The sequence below is a fragment of the Herbaspirillum sp. SJZ099 genome (genome assembly GCF_007828355.1).
GTDB lineage: Bacteria > Pseudomonadota > Gammaproteobacteria > Burkholderiales > Burkholderiaceae_D > Herbaspirillum.
Window position 1 is genome coordinate 112,601 of record NZ_VIUO01000008.1, and the last position, 19,584, is coordinate 132,184.

General features: G+C 63.9%; 21 protein-coding genes. 12 read left to right on the forward strand and 9 right to left on the reverse strand.

The features are described 5' to 3' along the window. The first annotated feature begins 44 nt into the window (after nt 1-44). Complete coding sequence (locus tag FB597_RS16550; RefSeq protein WP_141914812.1) at nt 45-401, forward strand: FKBP-type peptidyl-prolyl cis-trans isomerase; 357 nt, start codon at nt 45-47, stop codon at nt 399-401. Between the two features lie 20 nt (nt 402-421). Continuing rightward, nucleotides 422-679, forward strand: a complete 258-nt coding sequence (locus tag FB597_RS16555; RefSeq protein ID WP_141914813.1) for an acyl-CoA-binding protein — start codon at nt 422-424, stop codon at nt 677-679. Nucleotides 680-789: 110 nt separating this feature from the next. Here FB597_RS16555 and FB597_RS16560 read toward each other — a convergent pair whose 3' ends face one another. The 4 genes from FB597_RS16560 to FB597_RS16575 all read right to left on the reverse strand — a co-directional run bounded on the left by FB597_RS16560 (nt 790) and on the right by FB597_RS16575 (nt 6,010). After that, on the reverse strand, nt 790-1,770 hold the full coding sequence (locus tag FB597_RS16560) for a D-glycerate dehydrogenase (RefSeq protein ID WP_144770120.1): 981 nt from the start codon (nt 1,768-1,770) through the stop codon (nt 790-792). A 57-nt stretch (nt 1,771-1,827) separates the two neighbouring features. Then, nucleotides 1,828-3,240, reverse strand: coding sequence for a sodium:proton antiporter (locus FB597_RS16565; RefSeq protein WP_144770121.1), 1,413 nt, complete (start codon nt 3,238-3,240; stop codon nt 1,828-1,830). 169 nt (nt 3,241-3,409) lie between these two features. After that, nucleotides 3,410-4,585, reverse strand: coding sequence for a nicotinate phosphoribosyltransferase (gene pncB / locus FB597_RS16570; protein ID WP_141914816.1), 1,176 nt, complete (start codon nt 4,583-4,585; stop codon nt 3,410-3,412). A 180-nt stretch (nt 4,586-4,765) separates the two neighbouring features. Next, nucleotides 4,766-6,010, reverse strand: a complete 1,245-nt coding sequence (locus tag FB597_RS16575) for an ABC transporter substrate-binding protein (protein WP_255515760.1) — start codon at nt 6,008-6,010, stop codon at nt 4,766-4,768. Between the two features lie 390 nt (nt 6,011-6,400). Here FB597_RS16575 and fdxA point away from each other — a divergent pair, with 390 nt between their 5' ends. The 4 genes from fdxA (at nt 6,401) to FB597_RS16595 (ending at nt 9,544) form a co-directional block, all read left to right on the forward strand. After that, a complete protein-coding gene (gene fdxA / locus FB597_RS16580; protein WP_050467130.1) occupies nt 6,401-6,724 on the forward strand; it encodes a ferredoxin FdxA in 324 nt (107 codons plus the stop codon). A 148-nt stretch (nt 6,725-6,872) separates the two neighbouring features. Further along, nucleotides 6,873-7,946 (forward strand): NAD(P)/FAD-dependent oxidoreductase, encoded by a 1,074-nt coding sequence (locus FB597_RS16585; RefSeq protein WP_141914817.1) that lies wholly within the window; start codon nt 6,873-6,875, stop codon nt 7,944-7,946. Between the two features lie 198 nt (nt 7,947-8,144). Further along, on the forward strand, nt 8,145-8,348 hold the full coding sequence (locus FB597_RS16590; protein ID WP_144770122.1) for a hypothetical protein: 204 nt from the start codon (nt 8,145-8,147) through the stop codon (nt 8,346-8,348). Further along, nucleotides 8,309-9,544 (forward strand): polyhydroxyalkanoate depolymerase, encoded by a 1,236-nt coding sequence (locus FB597_RS16595; RefSeq protein WP_144770123.1) that lies wholly within the window; start codon nt 8,309-8,311, stop codon nt 9,542-9,544. The genes FB597_RS16590 and FB597_RS16595 overlap by 40 nt, the downstream gene beginning before the upstream one ends. Nucleotides 9,545-9,623: 79 nt before the next feature. On the opposite strand, the gene FB597_RS16600 is transcribed toward FB597_RS16595, so the two are convergent. Beyond that, complete coding sequence (locus FB597_RS16600; RefSeq protein ID WP_144770124.1) at nt 9,624-10,760, reverse strand: OpgC domain-containing protein; 1,137 nt, start codon at nt 10,758-10,760, stop codon at nt 9,624-9,626. 301 nt (nt 10,761-11,061) lie between these two features. On the opposite strand from FB597_RS16600, the gene rsxB reads away from it, so the two are divergent. Beyond that, nucleotides 11,062-11,778 (forward strand): electron transport complex subunit RsxB, encoded by a 717-nt coding sequence (gene rsxB, locus FB597_RS16605; protein ID WP_144770155.1) that lies wholly within the window; start codon nt 11,062-11,064, stop codon nt 11,776-11,778. Nucleotides 11,779-11,847: 69 nt separating this feature from the next. Then, nucleotides 11,848-12,498 (forward strand): endonuclease III, encoded by a 651-nt coding sequence (gene nth, locus FB597_RS16610; RefSeq protein ID WP_141914825.1) that lies wholly within the window; start codon nt 11,848-11,850, stop codon nt 12,496-12,498. A 36-nt stretch (nt 12,499-12,534) separates the two neighbouring features. Here the strand turns inward: nth and FB597_RS16615 are convergent, their stop codons facing one another. After that, entirely contained in the window at nt 12,535-13,731 is a 1,197-nt protein-coding gene (locus FB597_RS16615; RefSeq protein ID WP_255517201.1) for a branched-chain amino acid ABC transporter substrate-binding protein, read from the reverse strand. A 73-nt stretch (nt 13,732-13,804) separates the two neighbouring features. On the opposite strand from FB597_RS16615, the gene FB597_RS16620 reads away from it, so the two are divergent. Beyond that, nucleotides 13,805-14,038, forward strand: a complete 234-nt coding sequence (locus FB597_RS16620; RefSeq protein WP_141914830.1) for a hypothetical protein — start codon at nt 13,805-13,807, stop codon at nt 14,036-14,038. Between the two features lie 32 nt (nt 14,039-14,070). Further along, entirely contained in the window at nt 14,071-14,502 is a 432-nt protein-coding gene (locus FB597_RS16625; RefSeq protein ID WP_141914832.1) for a DUF1841 family protein, read from the forward strand. Between the two features lie 84 nt (nt 14,503-14,586). On the opposite strand, the gene FB597_RS16630 is transcribed toward FB597_RS16625, so the two are convergent. From FB597_RS16630 to FB597_RS16640, 3 genes are all read right to left on the reverse strand, one after another. Next, the gene (locus FB597_RS16630) at nt 14,587-14,943 is read right to left on the reverse strand and encodes a cytochrome c (protein ID WP_141914835.1); all 357 of its coding nucleotides are present in this window, start codon (nt 14,941-14,943) and stop codon (nt 14,587-14,589) included. Nucleotides 14,944-14,957: 14 nt separating this feature from the next. Continuing rightward, nucleotides 14,958-15,278, reverse strand: coding sequence for a cytochrome c (locus tag FB597_RS16635; RefSeq protein ID WP_144770126.1), 321 nt, complete (start codon nt 15,276-15,278; stop codon nt 14,958-14,960). Between the two features lie 334 nt (nt 15,279-15,612). Next, nucleotides 15,613-17,862 carry a site-specific recombinase gene (locus FB597_RS16640; protein ID WP_144770127.1) on the reverse strand — a complete coding sequence of 750 codons (2,250 nt, stop codon included), beginning with the start codon at nt 17,860-17,862 and terminating at the stop codon, nt 15,613-15,615. A gap of 243 nt (nt 17,863-18,105) precedes the next feature. Between FB597_RS16640 and FB597_RS16645 the strand changes: the two genes are divergently transcribed. Together FB597_RS16645 and FB597_RS16650 are read left to right on the forward strand one after the other, a co-directional pair. Then, nucleotides 18,106-18,972, forward strand: a complete 867-nt coding sequence (locus tag FB597_RS16645; RefSeq protein WP_141914843.1) for a MoxR family ATPase — start codon at nt 18,106-18,108, stop codon at nt 18,970-18,972. A 24-nt stretch (nt 18,973-18,996) separates the two neighbouring features. After that, nucleotides 18,997-19,584 carry a GNAT family N-acetyltransferase gene (locus FB597_RS16650; protein ID WP_141914845.1) on the forward strand — a complete coding sequence of 196 codons (588 nt, stop codon included), beginning with the start codon at nt 18,997-18,999 and terminating at the stop codon, nt 19,582-19,584.

Consider the following 19,584-nt stretch of genomic DNA (forward strand, 5'->3'; position numbering starts at 1 on the left):
GCGACCGAATCGACCGCAATCCCCTCCATCCAGAAAGGAACACGATGTCTACAGTCACCACAGCTTCCGGGCTGCAATACGAAGAAATCACCGCCGGTTCGGGCGATGAAGCCAAGGCCGGCAGCCACGTCACCGTGCACTACACCGGTTGGCTGCAAAACGCCGACGGCAGCGCCGGCAGCAAATTCGACTCCAGCAAGGATCGCAACGACCCGTTCGCGTTCCCGCTGGGCGCCGGCCACGTGATCAAGGGCTGGGACGAAGGCGTGCAAGGCATGAAGGTCGGCGGCGTGCGCAAGCTGATCATCCCGGCCGAGCTGGGCTATGGCGCGCGCGGCGCGGGCGGCGTGATTCCGCCCAACGCCACGCTGATCTTCGAAGTCGAACTGCTGGCCGTCTGAACGGCCCGGAGGAGACGGCGATGAGCACCCTGCAAGAGCAATTCGAAGCCGCGGTCGCGCAGTCCAAGAGCCTGCCCGAACGTCCCGACAACATGACGCTGCTGAAGATGTACGGCCTGTACAAGCAAGGCAGCAACGGCGATGTGAGCGGCGAACGCCCCGGCATGACCGACTTCGTGGCGCGCGCCAAATACGATGCGTGGGCCGCGCTCAAGGGCACCGCGCAAGCCGATGCGCAACAGCAATACATCGACCTGTTCAATGACTTGAAGGGTTGATTTCCGCAGTCCCGCCATCACGGCCGGAGTGCGTAAAGCGAAGCAAACGAAACGGGCGCGCCTGTCATGCAAGCGCGCCCGTTTTCCATGCCGGTCCGATTCAATGCGTATCAGGACTTGGCGACATCAGGATTGAGCAGGTTGGGCGGCGTGCGGCCCGACAAGGCGGCGATCAGGTTATCCGCCGCGCAATTGGCCATGGCCAGGCGGGTCGGCGTCGATGCGCTGGCGATATGGGGCGTGAGCACCACGTTGGTCAGCGACAGGAATTCCGGCTTGAAGGCCGGTTCGTTCTCGAACACGTCGACGCCGGCGGCGGCGATGCGCCCGGCGCGCAGCGCCTCGATCAGCGCCGCATCGTCGACGATGCCGCCGCGGGCGATATTGGTCAGGGTCGCGGTGGGCTTCATCAGCGCCAGCTCCGCCGCGCCGATGGTGTGGTGGGTTTCCCTGGAATACGGCAGCACCAGCACCACATGGTCGGCGCGTTTCAACAGTTCCTCCTTGCCGACATATTGCGCGTTGTTGGCATGCGCTTCCTGCTCGGGCTTCAGGCGCGAACGGTTGTGGTACAGCACCTGCATGTCGAATCCCAGCGAGCGGCGCGCGATGGCCTGGCCGATGCGGCCCATGCCGATGATGCCCAGCGTCGCGCCATGCACATCGGGGCCGACGAAGCTGTCATAGCTCCACTTCTTCCATTGCCCGGCACGCAGGAAATGCTCGGACTCGGTAATGCGGCGCGCGGTCGCCATCATCAGCGCCCAGCCGAAGTCGGCGGTGGTTTCATTGAGCACGTCGGGGGTATTGGTCGCCATCACGCCGGCCTGGGTGGCGGCAGCGATGTCGATGTTGTTGTAGCCCACCGCCATGTTGCACACGGCCTTCAACTGCGGATTGGCGGCGAACAGCGCGGCCGTCACCGGCTCGCTGGGCGTGGTGAACAAGCCATCTTTGCCCTTGGCCTTGGCCAGCAGTTCGTCGGCGCCGAAGATGCGGTCTTCCTGGTTCGATTCGACATCGAAATGCTGCTCCAGGCGCGCCAGGACTTCGGGGGAAATGGCGCGGGATACGAAAATCTTTTGTTTCATGGCAGTCTCCCTGCTTGTTCGTGGTGGTTCAGCCCGCTGCGGATGGCATGCCGGGCCCTAAATGAAAAAGATAAAGGTCATGACGATAAACAACGGCACCAGGATGCCGCAAGACCACGCCATGTAGCCGAAGAAGGACGGCATGCGGATGCCGCGCTCTTCGGCGATGGCCTTGACCATCATGTTGGGCGCATTGCCGATGTAGCTGTTGGCGCCCATGAAGACGGCTCCGGCGGAAATCGCCGCCAGCGTCGACGCCATCGCCCCCATCAGCTCGCGCGCATCGCCGGAGGCGGTGTTGAAGAACACCAGGTAGGTCGGCGCGTTGTCGAGGAAGGACGAGAGCAGGCCCGTCATCCAGAAATACATGGCGTCGTTGGGCCGGCCGTCGGGGCCGGTCACCGCGCGCACCACCGCCGCGAAGGCGCCCTGCTCGCCGGCGCGCAGCATGGCGATGACCGGCACGATGGTCAGGAAGATGGCGGCGAACAGCTTGGCCACCTCCAGCATCGGCCCCCAGCTGAATTCGTTGCCGGCGCGGGCCGCCGCCGGCGTCAGTTTCAGCGACAGCAAGATCACCCCGACCAGCGCCGCGTCGCGCGCCAGGTTCTGCCATTCCAGCGGCGTGCCCAGCACCTCGAAGGCCACGCCCGGCGCCCAGATTCCGCTCATCAGCACCAGCGCCACGATAACGGCTAGCAGCACGAAATTGAACTTGCCTTCGAAACGGATCGGCGAATCCGGCGTCGGATCGGCGTCGGCCGGCTTGCATTCTTCCCGGTTCAGGAAGTAATGGCGGTCAAGGAAGTAAAAGATAACCAGCAGCGCCACGCACAGCAACACCATGTGCGGGAAAACATGGCGCGCGGTCCAGAAGAAATCGACACCCTTGAGGAAACCCAGGAACAGCGGCGGGTCGCCCAGCGGCGTGAGCGAACCGCCGGCATTGGCCACCAGGAAGATGAAAAATACGATCACATGCACCACATGCCTGCGATTGTCATTGGCGCGGATCAACGGCCGGATCAGCAGCATCGCGGCGCCGGTGGTGCCCATCACGCTGGCCAGCAGCGTGCCCAAGGCCAGCAGCCCGGTATTGAGCGCGGGAGTGCCGCGCAGGTTGCCGCGCACGCAGATGCCGCCGGCCACGGTGAACAAGGCGGTCAACAGGATGATGAAGGGAAGATACTCGGCCAGCAGCGCATGCATTGTCACCGCCAGCGCCGCATGCGCGCCCGCCGCGGCGGCAAAAGGCAGCAAGAAGGCCAGCGCCCAGCCGGCCGCGATCTTGCCGAAATGGTGGTGCCACAATGCCGGCGCCAACAGCGGCAGCAATGCGATCGACAGCAGCACGCCGGCAAACGGCAATGCCCAGGCGACGGACAAGGCGGCGCCGTCGAGGTCGGCGGCGAACGTCAACGATGGCGTGGCGAAAGCGGCAGCGGCGATCGCAAAGGCTCTGGTCTGCAAATGTCGTCCCGGCAGTGTAGTGAACAGGTTCTGGCGCCGGGACGGACGGATTCGACCGCGACCGGCGGAGCCACACTATAGCAGCCGAACCGATGGCCGCGGGCGAACCGGGGCTGGATCAAAAAACTTTCAAGTGTGGTTGCCGCGGGGCGGATGCCCTGCCCCGGTTTCAGCCCTTGATCTCGAACACCTGCCGCAGGTAATTCACATAGGCCAGGTCGTCGCACATGTTCTTGGAAGGCGTATCGGACAGCTTGGCCACCGGCTGGCCGTTGCAGCGGACCATTTTCATGACCACCTGCAGCGGCGTGTAACCGAGGTCGTTGGTGAGGTTGGTGCCGACGCCGAAGGCCACGCGCGCGCGGTCCTTGAAGCGCAGGTAGAGCGCGCGCACCTTGTCGAAATCCAGGCTGTCGGAAAACACCAGCACCTTGCCGGCGGGGTCGACGCGGTTGTCGCGGTAGTGCTGGATCAGGCGCTCGCCCCATTCGAACGGGTCGCCCGAGTCGTGGCGGGCGCCGTCGAAGAGCTTGCAGAAATACATGTCATAGTCGCGCAGGAAGGCGTCCATGCCATACACGTCGGACAGCGTGATGCCGAGGTCGCCGCGGTATTCGCGCGCCCATATCTCGAAGGCGAAGGTCTGCGAGTCGCGCAGGCGCGGGCCCAGCGCCTGGCAGGCTTGCAGGTATTCATGCGCCATGGTGCCCAGCGGCGTCAGGTCGTGCTGCATGGCGAACATGACGTTGGAGGTGCCGGCGAAGTGGGCGCCCATGGTCTGCTTCATCTCAGCGATGACTTCGGCATGCCAGCTGCGCGAGAAGCGGCGGCGCGTGCCGTAGTCGGCGATGTTGCAGCCGGCCAGTTCGCTGTCGCCGGTGATCAGCGCGATCTTCTTGCGCAGCCGCTCGCGGCCTTCGGCCAGGTCGGGCGAGCGCTGGGTATCGCGGAAATAGACTTCGTTGACAATGGCCAGCACCGGCACTTCGAACATGATGGTGTGCAGCCACGGCCCCTTGACGCTGATCTCGATCTCGCCGTTGCCGGACGCGGCCGGCTGCACCGTGATGTATTTCTCGTTGAGGTGGAACAGGTCGAGGAAATCGACGAAGTCGCTCTTGATGAAGCGCAGGCTGCGCAGGTAGTTCAGTTCCTCTTCCTTGAAACGCAGCCGGCACATGGCGGCAATCTCGGCGCGGATCTCGTCGACGTAGGGGGTCAGGTCGATGCCTTCGTTGCGGCACTTGAAACGGTACTCGACCTGGGCGCCGGGAAAATGATGCAGCACCACCTGCATCATCGTGAATTTGTACAGATCGGTATCGAGTAAGGAAGTGATGATCATGAAATTCCGATGCGGCCGCGGCCGCATGCTGATGTGTTGATGACCGGCGGAACCTGGACAGGTTTCCAACCCTGCATGGGCCGGATTGCGCCGTGGCCGCTATCTTAACCCGGATCGAAAGAACCGAATCCCCGCAGCGCATGGGGGCTTTTGCCTGCCCGGATCCTGCCTGCCCGAATCCTATTTCATGGCCGCGCCGGGACGGCGGCTGCGCACATAGACGGCATTGGGCATGTAGGCGGCGCCATCGAGATAGCGCCAGTTGCTCATGCTGCCGCGGCCGTCCTTCTGGGATACCTGGCCGACGAAGGCGCCCATCGTGGCCTGCTGGTCGAGCGCGCGGAAGGCGATCGGCCCCAGCGGCGACTCCAGCTGCAGGCCGCGCAGCGCATCGACCAGCGCATCGCCGTCGGCGGCGCCGGACTTCTTCAGGCCGGCGGCGATGGCCATCATGGTGGTGTAGCCGAACACCGACGACAGTTGCGGACGCTGGTTGAACTTCTTCAGGTAAGCCTCGAGGAAGCGCTGGTGCTCGGGCGTGGCGATCTGGTCCCAGGGATAGCCGATGGCGATCCAGTCGCGGATGGCTTCGCTTTGCGCCGGATCCAGGCTCTGGGCGCCGGCCGACATCATGGAGACCACGCGCGTGCCGGCAAACAACTGCTGGCGGTTGCCGGCCTGGACGAACTTTTGCAGGTCGTCGCCGAAAGTGGCGTTGAAGATGGCGTCCGGCCGGGCCTGGCGGATCGCCCGCACCACATCGTCGGCCTTGATCTTGCCCAGCGCCGGCCACTGGTCGTTGACGAACTCGACATCCGGGCGCGCCTGCTTGAGCAACAGCTTGAAGCTGGCCACGGCGCTTTGGCCGTATTCATAGTTGGGCGCCACCACCGCCCAGCGGCGGCCCGGCAGGCGCGCCGCCTGTTCGGCCAGCATGGCGGCCTGCATGTAGGTGGAAGGCCGTACCCGGAAGGTGTAACGATTGCCCTTGTCGAGCGTGATGGCGTCCGACAAGGCATCGCCGACCACCAGCACGGTCTTGCTGCGCGCGGCCTCGCGCGCGACCGCCAGCGCGACATTGGACAGCATGGTGCCGGTCAGCACCGCGACATGCTGGTCGCGCGCCAGCTCGCGGGCGTTGCGGGCGGCCTGGTCGGCATCGCCGTCGTCGTCGCGCGCCACCAGTTCCAGCGGCCGGCCGAGCACGCCGCCGCCGGCATTGATTTCTTCCAGCGCCAGCGCCAGGCCGTTGCGGTAGGCCTGGCCGACCGGCGACAGGCTGTTGTGGCTGTTGATTTCGCCAATGCGGATAGCCTCGGCGGCGCCTGCGGCCGGGGCCAGGAGCAAGGCGACGGCCGCGGCCAGGCCGGCCAGCCGGGAGGAAAATCGGAAACGATATGCTTGTTTGGGCTGTTCAGCGTTCACGCCGGGACATCCTTTTCTTGAATCGGGCGGTTCATCAGCGTGCTGCCCCGCCCTGCCCGCACCCTCCGGCAACCCGGCCAAAACGGCCCGGGAACCTGCTTACGGCGGCGTGCGACCGGCATTGGCGGCGGCTTTTGCTATCGCTGCATTGTTTATTTACTTATACGTAATCTGTATAAGCCTCATTTGTGGGAAAAATCGAATTACCTTAAAATACAAGGCTTTGCAGCAGGCTGTGCACGGGATTTTCGGCCGCCGGAAACGGCATCGGAAACAGCGAGGACCGGTATGGCGCCAACCAGCCGCAGAATGATTTTAACCGTGCCATATTGCCATCAATTGCGGCGCAGTTAGCCATCGGTTTTAAGAATATTTACAGATAGGACAGTTATGACCCACGTTGTCACCGATTCCTGCATCCGTTGCCGCTACACGGATTGCGTGGATGTTTGCCCGGTGGATTGCTTCCGCGAAGGCCCCAATTTCCTCGCGATTGATCCGGACGAATGCATCGACTGCGCGGTATGCGTCGCAGAATGCCCGGTCAACGCGATTTACGCGGAAGAAGACGTGCCCGCCGACCAGCAGCAATTCATCGCGCTCAACGCCGACCTCTCCCGCAACTGGCCGTCCATCACCAAGACCAAGGCCCCGCTGGCCGAGGCCGAGGAATGGAAGGACAAGACCGACAAGCTGCAATACCTGCAACGCTGATCGTTCGCGACGCTTCAGGATAGAACAGCAGCGCCTTTAGTAGCTCCAGCATGCGGTTGCGCATCCAGCCAGGCTCTTCACCGCCAGCCAGATGCGCAACCGCTTGCATTTTGCTTTCAGATAATTGAACAGGAATATCAGGAAAATCATGGAAAACAACGTCAAGGGTGCGGTTGCCCAAGGCCCCATCGAAACCGATGCCATCATCATCGGCGCCGGCCCTGTCGGCCTCTTTCAGGTGTTCGAACTCGGTTTGCTGGAAATCAAGGCGCATGTGATCGATTCGCTGCCGGTGGTGGGCGGCCAGTGCGTTGAGCTGTATCCGGACAAGCCGATCTATGACATCCCGGCCGTGCCCGTTTGCACCGGCCAGGAACTGACCGACAACCTGTTGAAGCAGATCGAACCGTTCGAGCCGACCTTCCACCTGGGCCAGGAAGTGACCGTGGTGCAAAAGCGCGAAGACGGCCGTTTCGACGTCGAGACCTCCACCGGCACCCGATTCATCACCAAGACCATCTTCATCGCCGCCGGCGTCGGCTCGTTCCAGCCGCGCACGCTGAAGGTCGAAGGCATCGAGCAGTTCGAGGGCTCGCAGGTGTTCTACCGCGTCAAGGACCCCGCGAAGTTCGAAGGCAAGAACATCGTCATCTGCGGCGGCGGCGACTCCGCGCTGGACTGGGCGCTGAACTTCGTCGGCAAGGCCGAGTCGGTGATCCTGCTGCACCGTCGCGAAGAATTCCGCGCCGCGCCGGCATCGGTGGCCAAGATGAAGGAACTGTGCGAACAGTATGAGATGCAGTTCCTGGTCGGCCAGGTCACCGGCACCGAGATCAAGGACGGCAAGCTGGCCGAGGTCAAGGTCACCGGCGCCGACGGCGTCACCCGCCGCCTGCCGCTGGACATGCTGCTGGTGTTCTTCGGCCTGTCGCCCAAGCTGGGCCCGATCGCCGAGTGGGGCCTGGACATCGAGCGCAAGCAGTTGAAGGTAGTCGATACCGAGAAGTTCGAGACCAACGTGCCGGGCATCTTCGCCGTGGGCGACATCAACACCTATCCGGGCAAGAAGAAGCTGATCCTGTCGGGCTTCCACGAAGCCGCGCTGGCCGCCTTCGGCGCCGCGCCCTACATCTTCCCGGAAAAGAAGATCCACATGCAGTACACCACCACCTCGCCCAAGCTGCACAAGATCCTGGGCGTGGAAACCCCGGTATTCGACTGAACCGGAGCGGCCGCGCCAGGCCTTTCCGATCGTTGTCCAGGGCAAGGAACCTCCCAAGCCCCCGCCATGCGGGGGCTTTTTTCATTTCCGCGCCGCGAATCTTTCACTGCCCGCCAGACTTTCATTCGGGTTTTCTGTATTTGGTCTTACCAGCATAAAGACCCCTGAATAAAGCGTGCTATGCTACTGCGTCGCAACATGGACAATGTTGACAAAATGCAATCTCATGCATTTCGTCATCGCAAAACCATCGCCAAACGTTTGTTGCACATGCTTGCTCCCGCGCCAATCCGCCACCAGGGGCGCCATGCGCTCCGTCTGCCGGGCGGCGAGGCCAGCCAGCGCTTGTATAAAGGTCAGCTATGCTTTATCAATTGCATGAATTCAACCGCGCGTTTCTGAACCCGATGATGCAATGGGCGGAAACCTCTGCAAAACTGTTTTCCGATCCGGTTTCCCCGCTCGCCCACACGCCCTTCTCGCAGCGCATCGCCGCCGGCTACGAGCTGCTGTACCGCCTGTCCAAGGAATACGAAAAACCGCAGTTCAACATCCATGAAGTGGAAGTCAACGGCAAGCCCACCGGCATCGTCGAGGAAGTGGTCGAGACCAAGCCTTTCTGCCGCCTGATCCATTTCAGGAAGGATCTGGGCGCACGCCAGATCGCCGCGCTCAAGCAGCCGACCGTGCTGCTGGTGGCGCCGCTGTCCGGCCACCATGCCACCCTGCTGCGCGAAACCGTGCGCGCACTGCTGCAGCAGCATGACGTCTACATCACCGACTGGACCGACGCCCGCATGGTCCCGGTCGAACAAGGCGACTTCCACCTGCACGACTACGTCTACTATGTGCAGGACTTCATCCGCCTGCTGGGCCCGGACGTGCACGTGATCTCGGTGTGCCAGCCGACCGTGCCGGTGCTGGCGGCCATTGCGCTCATGGCCAGCGACAACGATCCCAAGCTGCCCAAGAGCATGACCATGATGGGCGGCCCGATCGATGCCCGCAAATCGCCTACCGCCGTCAACGACCTGGCCACCGAAAAGCCCTATGCGTGGTTTGAAAACACCGTCATCTACAGTGTGCCGGCCAACTACCCCGGTTTCGGCCGCAAGGTCTATCCGGGCTTCCTGCAGCATGCCGGCTTCGTGGCGATGAACCCGCGCCGCCACGCCCAAAGCCACTGGGACTTCTATATGCACCTGCGCGACGGCGACGACGCCTCGGCCGAGGAGCACCGCAAGTTCTATGACGAGTACAACGCCGTGCTGGACATGCCGGCCGAGTTCTACCTCGAAACCATCAAGATCGTGTTCCAGGATTTCGACCTGGCGCGCGGCGCCTGGAAGATCGAAGGCAAGTCGGTGCGGCCGCAGGACATCAAGTCGGTGGCCCTGTTTACCATCGAGGGCGAGCTGGACGACATCTCCGGCTCCGGCCAGACCGAAGTGGCGCACGAACTGTGCAGCGGCATCCCCAAGGCCAGCAAGCAGCACTTCACCGTGCCCAAGGCCGGCCACTACGGGATTTTCTCGGGCCGCCGCTGGCGCGAAATCGTCTGTCCCAAGATCGCCGAGTTCATCCGCAGCAAGGCCTGATCCGGCAGATCCGCAAGTACGGCAAAAGAGCCGGCCTCCGCTGTCATGGCGGCGCCGGCTCTTTTCTTGCACACCCGCTTCAATGCGCGTGCAGGCCATGCGCTCGGCGTTGCCTGGCGCGGCGGTAATCCTTCCAGGCCTGCGCCAGCACGCCGATGGCCAGCATCGCGGCGATGGCCGCCAGATCGGCCATCAGTCCCGACCAATTACCCGGCTGGCCGCCGGTGGCGAGATACAGGAGGATATCGGCCAGCAGCGAAACCATCGTCCCCGAGACAAAGCACGCCAGCCCGTTGCGGCCGACCGTGACCACCAGCGGCAGGCGCTGGGCCAATTGCAGGATCCAGCCCTGGCGCACCATCATCGCCACCAGCCACAGCACCGCCATGAAACTGCCCACGCGCAGCGACGACAGGTTCTGCTTGAAGACCGGCCCCGGATCGAACTCCACGAACATGCGCACGCACAGGAAAACCACCGCCACCGCCGCGGCAATCCGGGTCAGCTTGCGCCGGCGCAGCACGGCGTCGGCATCTTCGCGCTGGTAGCTCTTCAGCGGATGCAGGCGGCATACCGTGCCGATCACGAACAGCAATTGCCAGGCGAAGGGATTGAACGTCCAGCCGGTGGGCGACACCGCCGGCAGCAATGGCGCCAGCAGCGGCGCCACGCCCCACAACGCCAGGCTGGCCGCCACCGCCAGCCAGGGCCGGCGGCGCACCGACGGCACGATCACCGGGGAAGCCAGCGCAAACAGCATGTACATCGGCAGGATGCTCGACAGGTAAGGCTGGCGCGCCAGCCGGATCATCTCCATGCCGATCTGCAGCGGTTCGTCGATGAAGGTGCCGATATCGGTGTACTCGACCGTGGGCGCATGCAGCCGCAAGGCGGTGAACAGCAGGCCCATGGCCAGCATCAGCGCCACCGTCAGCAGGAAGGAACGGTAGAGCTGCCAGCCGCGCCGCAGGAAGCGCCAGCGCGCGGCCCCATCGCCCTTCTCGGCGGCGATGGCGGTATAGGCGGCGGCAGTGGCGTAGCCGGCCAGGAAGACGAATACCTCGGTGGCATCGAAGATGGCGAAGCGCTGCAAGGTGAACTGGCCCAGCATGCTGCCCGAAATGTGGTCCACCACGATCATCAGCAGCACCACGCCGCGGAAGAAGTCGACTTCGAGGGAGCGTCCGCCTGCCGTCGGATGTGGGAACCTGATCATGATGCGCTCTGGCCGGCCATGCCGATGTGGTTGGAGAACGGATGCCGTGCCGCGCATCCGGGTACGGAAAATGGATACCTGCGGCGCGTCGAAGTTCAGCCGAAATTCGCCCTAATAACAAGCCGTTCTAAGAGCCGCGGGCGCCTGCAAGGCATTTCGCCTTCCCCTCCTGCAAGGCGGCAAAACGGCTTGTCGGGCAAATGGATTGCTGCGGCACAGGAAACGACTGTCGGACGGCATGACTTCACGCCGGTTTCCCCGGATAATGTGGCCTTTGCGTTGTTTGCCAAACTGCCTCGCCGTGCCGCCATCCGCCACCACACCGCCTGCCCTGCCCGATCTTGCCGACCGGATCGAAGACCTGCTGCCGCAAACCCAGTGCACCAAGTGCGGCTATCCGGCCTGCCGCCCCTACGCCGAAGCGATCGCCGATGGCCGCGCCGCCTATAACCAGTGCCCGCCCGGCGGCGCCGAGGGCATTGCCCGGCTGGCGCAATTGCTGGACCAACCGCTCCTCCCGCTGAATCCGGCCAATGGCCGGGAACAGCCGCGCTTGCTGGCGGTGATCGATGAGCAGGCCTGCATCGGCTGCACGCTGTGCATCCAGGCCTGCCCGGTAGATGCCATCGTCGGCGCCGCCAAGCAGATGCATACCGTGGTCGACGACCTCTGCAGCGGCTGCGAACTGTGCGTGGCGCCCTGTCCGGTCGACTGCATCGTCATGGAAGAGGCCACACCGGGGCGCACCGGCTGGCAGGCCTGGACGCAAGCGCAGGCGAACGCCGCACGCGCGCGCCACGATTGGCGCGGCATCCGTCTCGAGCGCGACAAGGCAGAGAATGACGCCCGCCTCGCAGCCAAGGCCGCCGCCAAACTCAAGGAAGTGGCAGCCGCCGAAACCGGCACGCCCGAACAGCAAGCCGAGCAGGCGCGCAAAAAGGCCATCATCCAGGCGGCGCTGGAGCGCGCCCGCCTGAAAAAACTGCAAGCCGAACAGGAGCAGGCAGGCAAGTCCTGAGCCCTTGCGGCTCGCTTTCCCTTTTCCCGTTTTTTACCGCCGACCAACGCCACAAGAAAAACGACATCCATGAACCCGAGCAAACGCCGCGAAATCTTCGAACGCCTGCGCCTGGCCAATCCGACGCCGACCACCGAGCTGGAATACACCACACCGTTCGAGCTGCTGATCGCGGTACTGCTGTCGGCCCAGGCCACCGATGTCTCGGTCAACAAGGCCACGCGCAAGCTCTACCCGGTGGCCAACACGCCCCAGAAAATCTACAAGCTTGGCGTGGACAAGCTGATCCCCTATATCCAGACCATCGGCCTGTTCCGCACCAAGGCCAAGAACGTGATCGAAACCTGCCGCATCCTGATCGAGCAGCACGGCGGCGCGGTGCCGCAAACGCGCGAGGAGCTGGAAGCCTTGCCGGGCGTAGGCCGCAAAACCGCTAATGTGGTCTTGAACACCGCCTTCGGCCATCCGACCATTGCGGTCGATACGCATATCTTCCGCGTCTCCAACCGCACCGGCCTGGCGCCGGGCAAGGATGTGGATGAGGTGGAACGCAAATTGATGAAGTTCGTGGCGCCGGAGTTCCTGCAGGATGCCCACCACTGGCTGATCCTGCATGGCCGCTACACCTGCATCGCGCGCAAGCCGCAATGCTGGAACTGCGTGATCGCCGACCTGTGCGAGTTCAAGCAGAAGACGCCGCTGCCGCAAAAGGGCGTATAGGCCGCCATATCAGGCGCGGCGGACAAATGCCGCGCCTCAGCGCGCCGCCTCGCCATTGATCTGCAGCACCGGCACCCAGCGCATCTCCCGCACCTCATACATGGTCAATATCGGGTTGAGCAGGTCGCCTTCCTCGTTGAAGGCGATGGCGCCGCTCACGCCATTGAAGCGCAGCTTATGCAGCGCTTGCACGATGGCGGACGGCTCGGCGCTGCCGGCCTGGCCGATGGCATTGACCAGCGCCTGCGCGGCGTCATAGGCGAAGGTGGCATACAGGTCGATATCGGTATCGAAGTTCTGCCCGTAGCGCTGGCGGAACGATTTCCAGCCCGGCATCTTCTCCAGCGACGACCCCGGCTCCAGCACCAGCACGCCATTGCCATCGGCGCCGGCCTGCATCAGGAAAGGCAGGCCTACCGTGCCGGCCGAGGCCATGAGCCGGCTATCGATCTTCAGGCGCTTGATGGCCTTGGCCAGTAGCCCGGCCTGCCAGTCCAGGCCGCCGAAGAAGATCAGGTCGGGATTGCGCTTGCGCATTTCGATCAGCGGCGCGTTGAAATCCGAGGTCTTGTCGCTCACCGAATAGCTGCCGATCACCTTGATGCCCAGGTCGCGCGCAGTCCGGGCGACCTGTTCGGCCAGCCCCTGGCCGAACGGCGTGCGGTCGTCGATGGTGGCCAGCGTCTTCACCCCCAGCTTTTGCACCGCGTATTCGGCGGAGAACCGGCCCACCGCGTCGTTGTTGGCAATCGTGCGGAACACGCCCGGATAGGCCTGGGCCGTGAACTTGCGGCTCATGGTCGCGGGCGATATCTGGGCCACGCCCGCCGCGTGGTATACCGGCGCCGCCGCCAGGCTGGCGCCGCTGTTCCAGTGGCCGACCACGCCCACCACATGCTGGCTCACCAGATAACGCGCGACGTATTCGGCGGTGGCGGCATCGGCGCGGTCGTCCTGCGCCAACAGCTTGAAACGGTAATTCTTGCCGGCGATGCGCACGCCGCGGCGGTTGGCCTCGTCCAGCGCCAGCCGCACCGCGTTGAGCATGCTTTTGCCCACGCCCGCGGATGGGCCCGACAACGGCCCGGCAAAGCCGACCGGCAGTATCGCGCCCTCGTCGTCGGCGGCTTGCGCCGTTGCCGCCGGCGCCTCGCGCTGCTCAGCGGCCTTCTTTGCCGCGGCCGGCTTGGCCTGCCCGGCGCCTGCGGCCAATGCCCCTGCCGCAACCAGCACGACAAGCGCGACACGACGAAAATGAAAACGGCCCGGAAAACGGAGGTACGGTAAAAAACTGCCTGCAGGACGCATGCGATTTCCCCTCTTTGTGCCCGGCCCAGCCGGCCGGGTTCTGCTGACAAGCAGGACGCATTTCACCGATGAAGCATGGGGCGTTGATGCCCGCGATGTTTGGCGCAATGCGCTCTTTTGGTTCCCGGCAACAATATTACTTCAAGACAATCCCGCCGTGGTGGCCGGCGATGATCGCCTCATGCGCCCGCCTGCGCATGGCGATCCTGAAGCCCGGCGCGATGCGGCGTAAAATAGAGGTTTGAATTTTCGTTTCCCCGCATCATGTTCACCCCCTCCCAGCACGATGTCCGCCGCTTTTTCTGCGACGCTTACCGCAAGCACCGCAGCCACGAAGTCCTGACCCCGCTCGAAGCGATCGCACGCGACTGGATCATCCAGCATCCGGAATATGAAGAGGCGCTGGGCGACGTCGAACAGGCCATCGCCACCGACTATTCGGTCGAGCGCGGCCAGTCCAACCCTTTCCTGCACCTGTCGATGCATCTCTCGATTACCGAACAGATTTCCATCGACCAGCCGCCCGGCATCCGCGCCGCCTTCCAGATGCTGGCGCAGCGCCGCGGTTCCGAACATGAGGCGCATCACGAGATCATGGAATGCCTGGGCCAGATGATCTGGAATTCCCAGCGCAACGGCCTGCCTCCCGATGGCGCAGCCTATATCGACAGCATCAGGCGCCGCGCGCAAACCTGACTTGACTGCCGGCGCCATCGCCATCAGACGAAAAAGCCACGCTGTATCGCGTGGCTTTTTCATGGGGCGCCGGCAATTGCCCGCTTACTTGCGCAGCACCAGCGTACCCGGCAGGCTATGCAGGTAGGCGGCGATATTCTGGATATCCCGATCGGTCAGCGGCTTGGCCTGCGCCGCCATGATGGCGTTGGTGCGTCCGTTCATGGCGGTGTCGCCGCGGCGGTACGCCATCAGCGCATGCTTGAGGTAATCCTCATGCTGGCCGGCCAGCTTCGGATAGGAAGGATCGATCGGCGAGTTGTAGTCCTTGCCGTGGCAAGAAGCGCAGTTGTACTTCTCGACCAGCGCGCGGCCGGCAACAAGGTCGGCGGCCCGGGCCGGCAAGGCAACGGCGGACAATACGGCCAACGCCGCAGCCATCTGGGTAAGAATGTTTTTCATCTTGTGCGTCCCCCTCACTTCTGCTGCGAATAATAGGCGGCCAGGTCGGCAATATCCTGGTCCGACAGGCTGCCGGCAATGCCTTGCATCGATGGATGCCTGCGTTCGCCCTTCTGGTAGGCGCGCAGCGCGTTTTCGATGTATTTGGGGGATTGGCCGCCCAGCATGGGCACCTGGTAGACCTCGGGGAAGGAGGCTTTGTAGCCGGGGATGCCGTGGCATCCGATACACATGGACACTTTATTTTCAGCAGCCTTGGCATTACCGACGATGTCCGCCGCAGACGCACTGCCGACAACGCCAAGGAAGGCAAGAAGCACGAGGTGTTTTTTCATGTTCGCAGGGTAAGTAAATTGGACTTAGAGCTGGTTCCGAAACGAATCTTTTGCAACCGGCGGCAATTTGTCTTACAGGTTCATTTGCACACTGGTTCGGCAGGTTTGGCTGTTTTACTGTGGCTCAACCGTTCTTTCGGCTTAAGCGTGTCTCTCCACTCCCCCTGCTTACGCAAAAAACCGTTCGATTCTAACCTAGAACTCATTTCATCAATAGGCGTCGCCCGGGCGCCCTGCAAATCGGCGCAACAGCCCGCCTGGAGCGGACTTGCAGGAAATACCCCAATATATGCACTGCAATATGACGGGTATATTCTTGGCAATCAATCAATACTCATCCGTGCCGCCGCAACCCCTCGGGATGGACGCTGCGTTCGCTGTCGCGAGCGCTCTCGCCAGGCCATTCGGCCAGTGTTTGCGCGCCGTCGGCGATATCGGCCGTGGCCCCGCCGCCATCGTCTGCACCGTTGCTTCCATCCTCATCCTCGCCACTGTCTTCCTCATCGTGCACCGCCGCATCGGCGCCCGCCCCGGCGCGTTCGGGAAAGATGAAGAATGCCGGCGCAGTGACGAAGCGGCGCAACACCGCCCTCTGGACCAAACGCCGCATGCGGCGCGGCACGTCGCGCGCGCGCAAGGCCAGCGCCAATGCGCAGCCAAACGCCACGCCCACGCTCAAGAACGCACTGATGGCCACACCGCCGGCGGCCAGCCAGAATTCCGGCGTGACCAACGCTTGCCAGCCGAGGCTGAATGCCGCCGCCGCCAAGGTGCCGGCGGCCAGCGTCACCTGGCGCACCTCCAGCGGCAGGCCGAAGAATTCCGCCAGCACCGGCGTCATTCCCAGCAGCAAACCCAGCACCACGCTGCCGGAAATGGTGGCGACATTGCGTTCCAGCCAGGCCGCGCAACGCTCGGCGCGCAAGTGGCCGAGCGCATGCACCAGGCGGCGCTGGTGGGACATGATTTCGCGCACGCGGCGCAAGGCGAACCAGTTGTCGGCAAACCCCGCCGCCAGGCTCGACAGCCACAGCAGCACGCCGGTCAGCGCGGCATAGAGCGGCGTGGGGCCGACCAGCGACAGGGAAGCCAGCTCGGCATGCGCCTGCCCGGTTCTCATCGGCACCACGCCGAACAGGAACCAGCCGGCCGCGCAAACCAGGGCCGCCACCGGCGCCACCGCCAACAGGTTGCCGAAGATGGCCGCCGATTGCGAACGCAGCAGCAAGCCCGCTTCGGCGATCAGGCTACGCATGCCATCGGCATCCAGTTCGCCCATGCGCGAGGCCAGCGCCGGCGCCGTCACGGCCGGCTGGCGCGTAGCCAGCACACCGCCTGCGGCGGCAATCAGCAGGAAGCTCACCGCGTAGTTGAGCGACGCCAGCGCGCCCTCGAAGAAATGCGCGGTGCCCAGCCTGGCTACCCCGATCTGCAGCAGCGCCGTGCCGGCCAATACCGCGCCGCCCAGCAGGCCGCCCCTGAGCACCTTGCGGTAGCCGGCAGCGTCGCGCGCGATGGCATGTTCGCCGTGGTTGGCGTTGCGCTCGACCATCTTGCGCGCCAGCAGCGCGAAACTGCGGCGCATCAGGCCGCGCACCGAACCGCGGTTGTGGTGCGCCGAAATCAGGTCGGCCAGCAACAGCTGCACGCGCCCCGCCCCCGGTTCGCCGGGCACGGCCGCGCGCACATCGATGAGGCGGCCGATGCGCTGCAGGTGCGCGCGCATGCGCTCGATGCGGTACACCAGGCTGACCGAGACGCCGTATTCGTCCAGGTGGGCATAGATGCGGTCGGTCTGCGCATGGCACACCGCCACCAGCATGCGCACGCTGCGCAGCGCGGCCGGGTCGTAGGGGTTGGCGCGCAGCCATGCCTCGATCTCGCGCCGCAGCGCCAGGAAAGGCGTGGCGCGCATCGGCATCTTGGGTTCCAGGCGCTGGCGGAAGGCCGGGCTGATGCCATCGGCGATCACCGTCGTGGTCAGGTAGGTAATGGCCTCTTCGATCTGCTGCCAGTACATGTGCGAAATGCCGTCGTCGGCAAGCAGCTTCCATAGCCGCACCAGCAGTTCATTGTCCAGTTCCAGCAGCCAGTTGGCATCGTCCGGATCGGGAAACAGCGCGGTGAAAAGCGAAGACAGGTCGGTCGGGGACAGATGGCGCGGCAGTACCATGCGCGCCAGCCGTTCGGCCAGTTCGCCGAAGAAGCCTGGCTCATGCGGCAGGCCGGTGGTGGAAAACAGCTCCGGCCCGTTGGCCTCGCGCAGGGTCTTTTGCATCGCATTCTGCACGTTGCGGCGCACCTCGCGGTGCTGGTCGAGCCAGTCCAGCATGAAGGCCAGCCGCTGGCTGCGGACCTGGCTCCAGGCCTGGCGATCCAGCAGCGACACCGCGGGCCGGTGGCGCAGCCACTCGGCAACATCGATCAGCCAGTTGGCGCGCTCATGCCAGGCCGATGCGGGATCGGCGCGGCGCATCAAGCTGTCGAGTTGCAACCCGGCATCATGGCGGGCCATGTAGCGTGCCTGCATGCCGTGCCGCAGGCGTCTCCACACCACCAGCATTTTGAAGAACAGGAATTTCATGTGTCTTGTCAGCGTTATGCATGCGGAACCCATAAATAAGGGCGAATCCGCAAATTTCAACCCGCGAAGCCAAGCGGGGTTTTCCCTTATACTCGTTCAAATTGACAAGCCGATGTCTTGCGCTGCAGCACCCTGTGCAGGAAATTGGCCGCACAGAACCACATCATCGCGCCGCCTGCCTGCATCCCATCATGCACAGGACGGCGCTGCCCGACAATCGAGACCTCGCCAAGGACCGCGCCCATGCACGACCATTCCGCACGCCCGCAACGCTTTGCCGGCTCCGCCACCTACGTCGCCACCGACGACCTCAAGCTGGCCGTCAATGCCGCGCTGACGCTGCAGCGCCCGCTGCTCATCAAGGGCGAACCCGGCACCGGCAAGACCATGCTGGCCGAGGAAGTGGCGGCGGCGCTGGATCGCCCGCTGCTGCAATGGCACATCAAGTCCACCACCAAGGCGCAGCAAGGCTTGTATGAATACGACGCGGTCTCGCGCCTGCGCGATTCGCAACTGGGCGACGAACGGGTCAAGGACATCCACAACTACATCGTCAAGGGCGTGCTGTGGCAGGCGTTCACTTCGCCGGAACCGGTGGTGCTGCTCATCGACGAGATCGACAAAGCCGACATAGAGTTCCCCAACGACCTGCTGCGCGAAATCGACCGGATGGAGTTCTACGTCTACGAAACGCGCGAAATGGTCAAGGCCAGGCACCGGCCGCTGGTGGTGATCACCTCCAACAACGAGAAGGAATTGCCCGACGCCTTCCTGCGCCGCTGCTTTTTTCACTACATCAAGTTCCCCGACAAGGACACCATGCAGCAGATCGTCGACGTGCACTTCCCGCACCTCAAGCGCGAGTTGCTGGCGCAGGCGCTGCAGAGCTTCTATGAAGTGCGCGACGTGCCCGGCCTGAAGAAGAAGCCGTCGACCTCGGAACTGATCGACTGGCTCAAGCTGCTGATGGCAGAAGATATCCCGCCCGAGGCGCTGCACAGCCAGGATGGCAAGGCCGCCGTGCCGCCGCTGCACGGCGCGCTGCTCAAGAACGAACAGGACGTCCACCTGTTCGAGCGCCTGGTGTTCATGTCGCGCAACAACCGCTAGCTTGCCACCCGCCCCGGAGACGCCATGCAATTCCTCTCGCCGATCACGCTCAAAGGCCATTTCGCCAATGTCGAACCGCTTTCCCTCGAACACCACGACGCCCTGATCGCCGCGGTCTCCGACGGCAAGCTGTGGAAGCTCTGGTACACCTCCGTCCCCAAGCCGGAAAACATGCGCGCCGAGATCGAGCGCCGCCTGCTCCTGCAGCAGCAAGGCAGCATGCTGCCCTTCGTGATCCGGCGCAACGACACCGGCGCGCTGTGCGGCATGACCACCTACATGAATGCGGACGCCGCCAACCGCCGCGTCGAAATCGGCTCCACCTGGTACGCCGCCAGCGCCCAGCGCACCGGCATCAATACCGAATGCAAGCTGATGATGCTCACGCACGCCTTCGAAGACATGCACTGCATCGCCGTCGAATTCCGCACCCACTGGATGAACCAGCAGTCGCGCGCCGCCATCGCCCGCCTGGGGGCCAAGCAGGACGGCATCTTGCGCAACCACATGCGCATGCCGGATGGCTCGCTGCGCGATACCGTGGTGTTTTCCATCATCGAATCCGAGTGGCCCTCCGTGCGGCGCCACTTGCAGTACAAGCTGGGGCGCTGA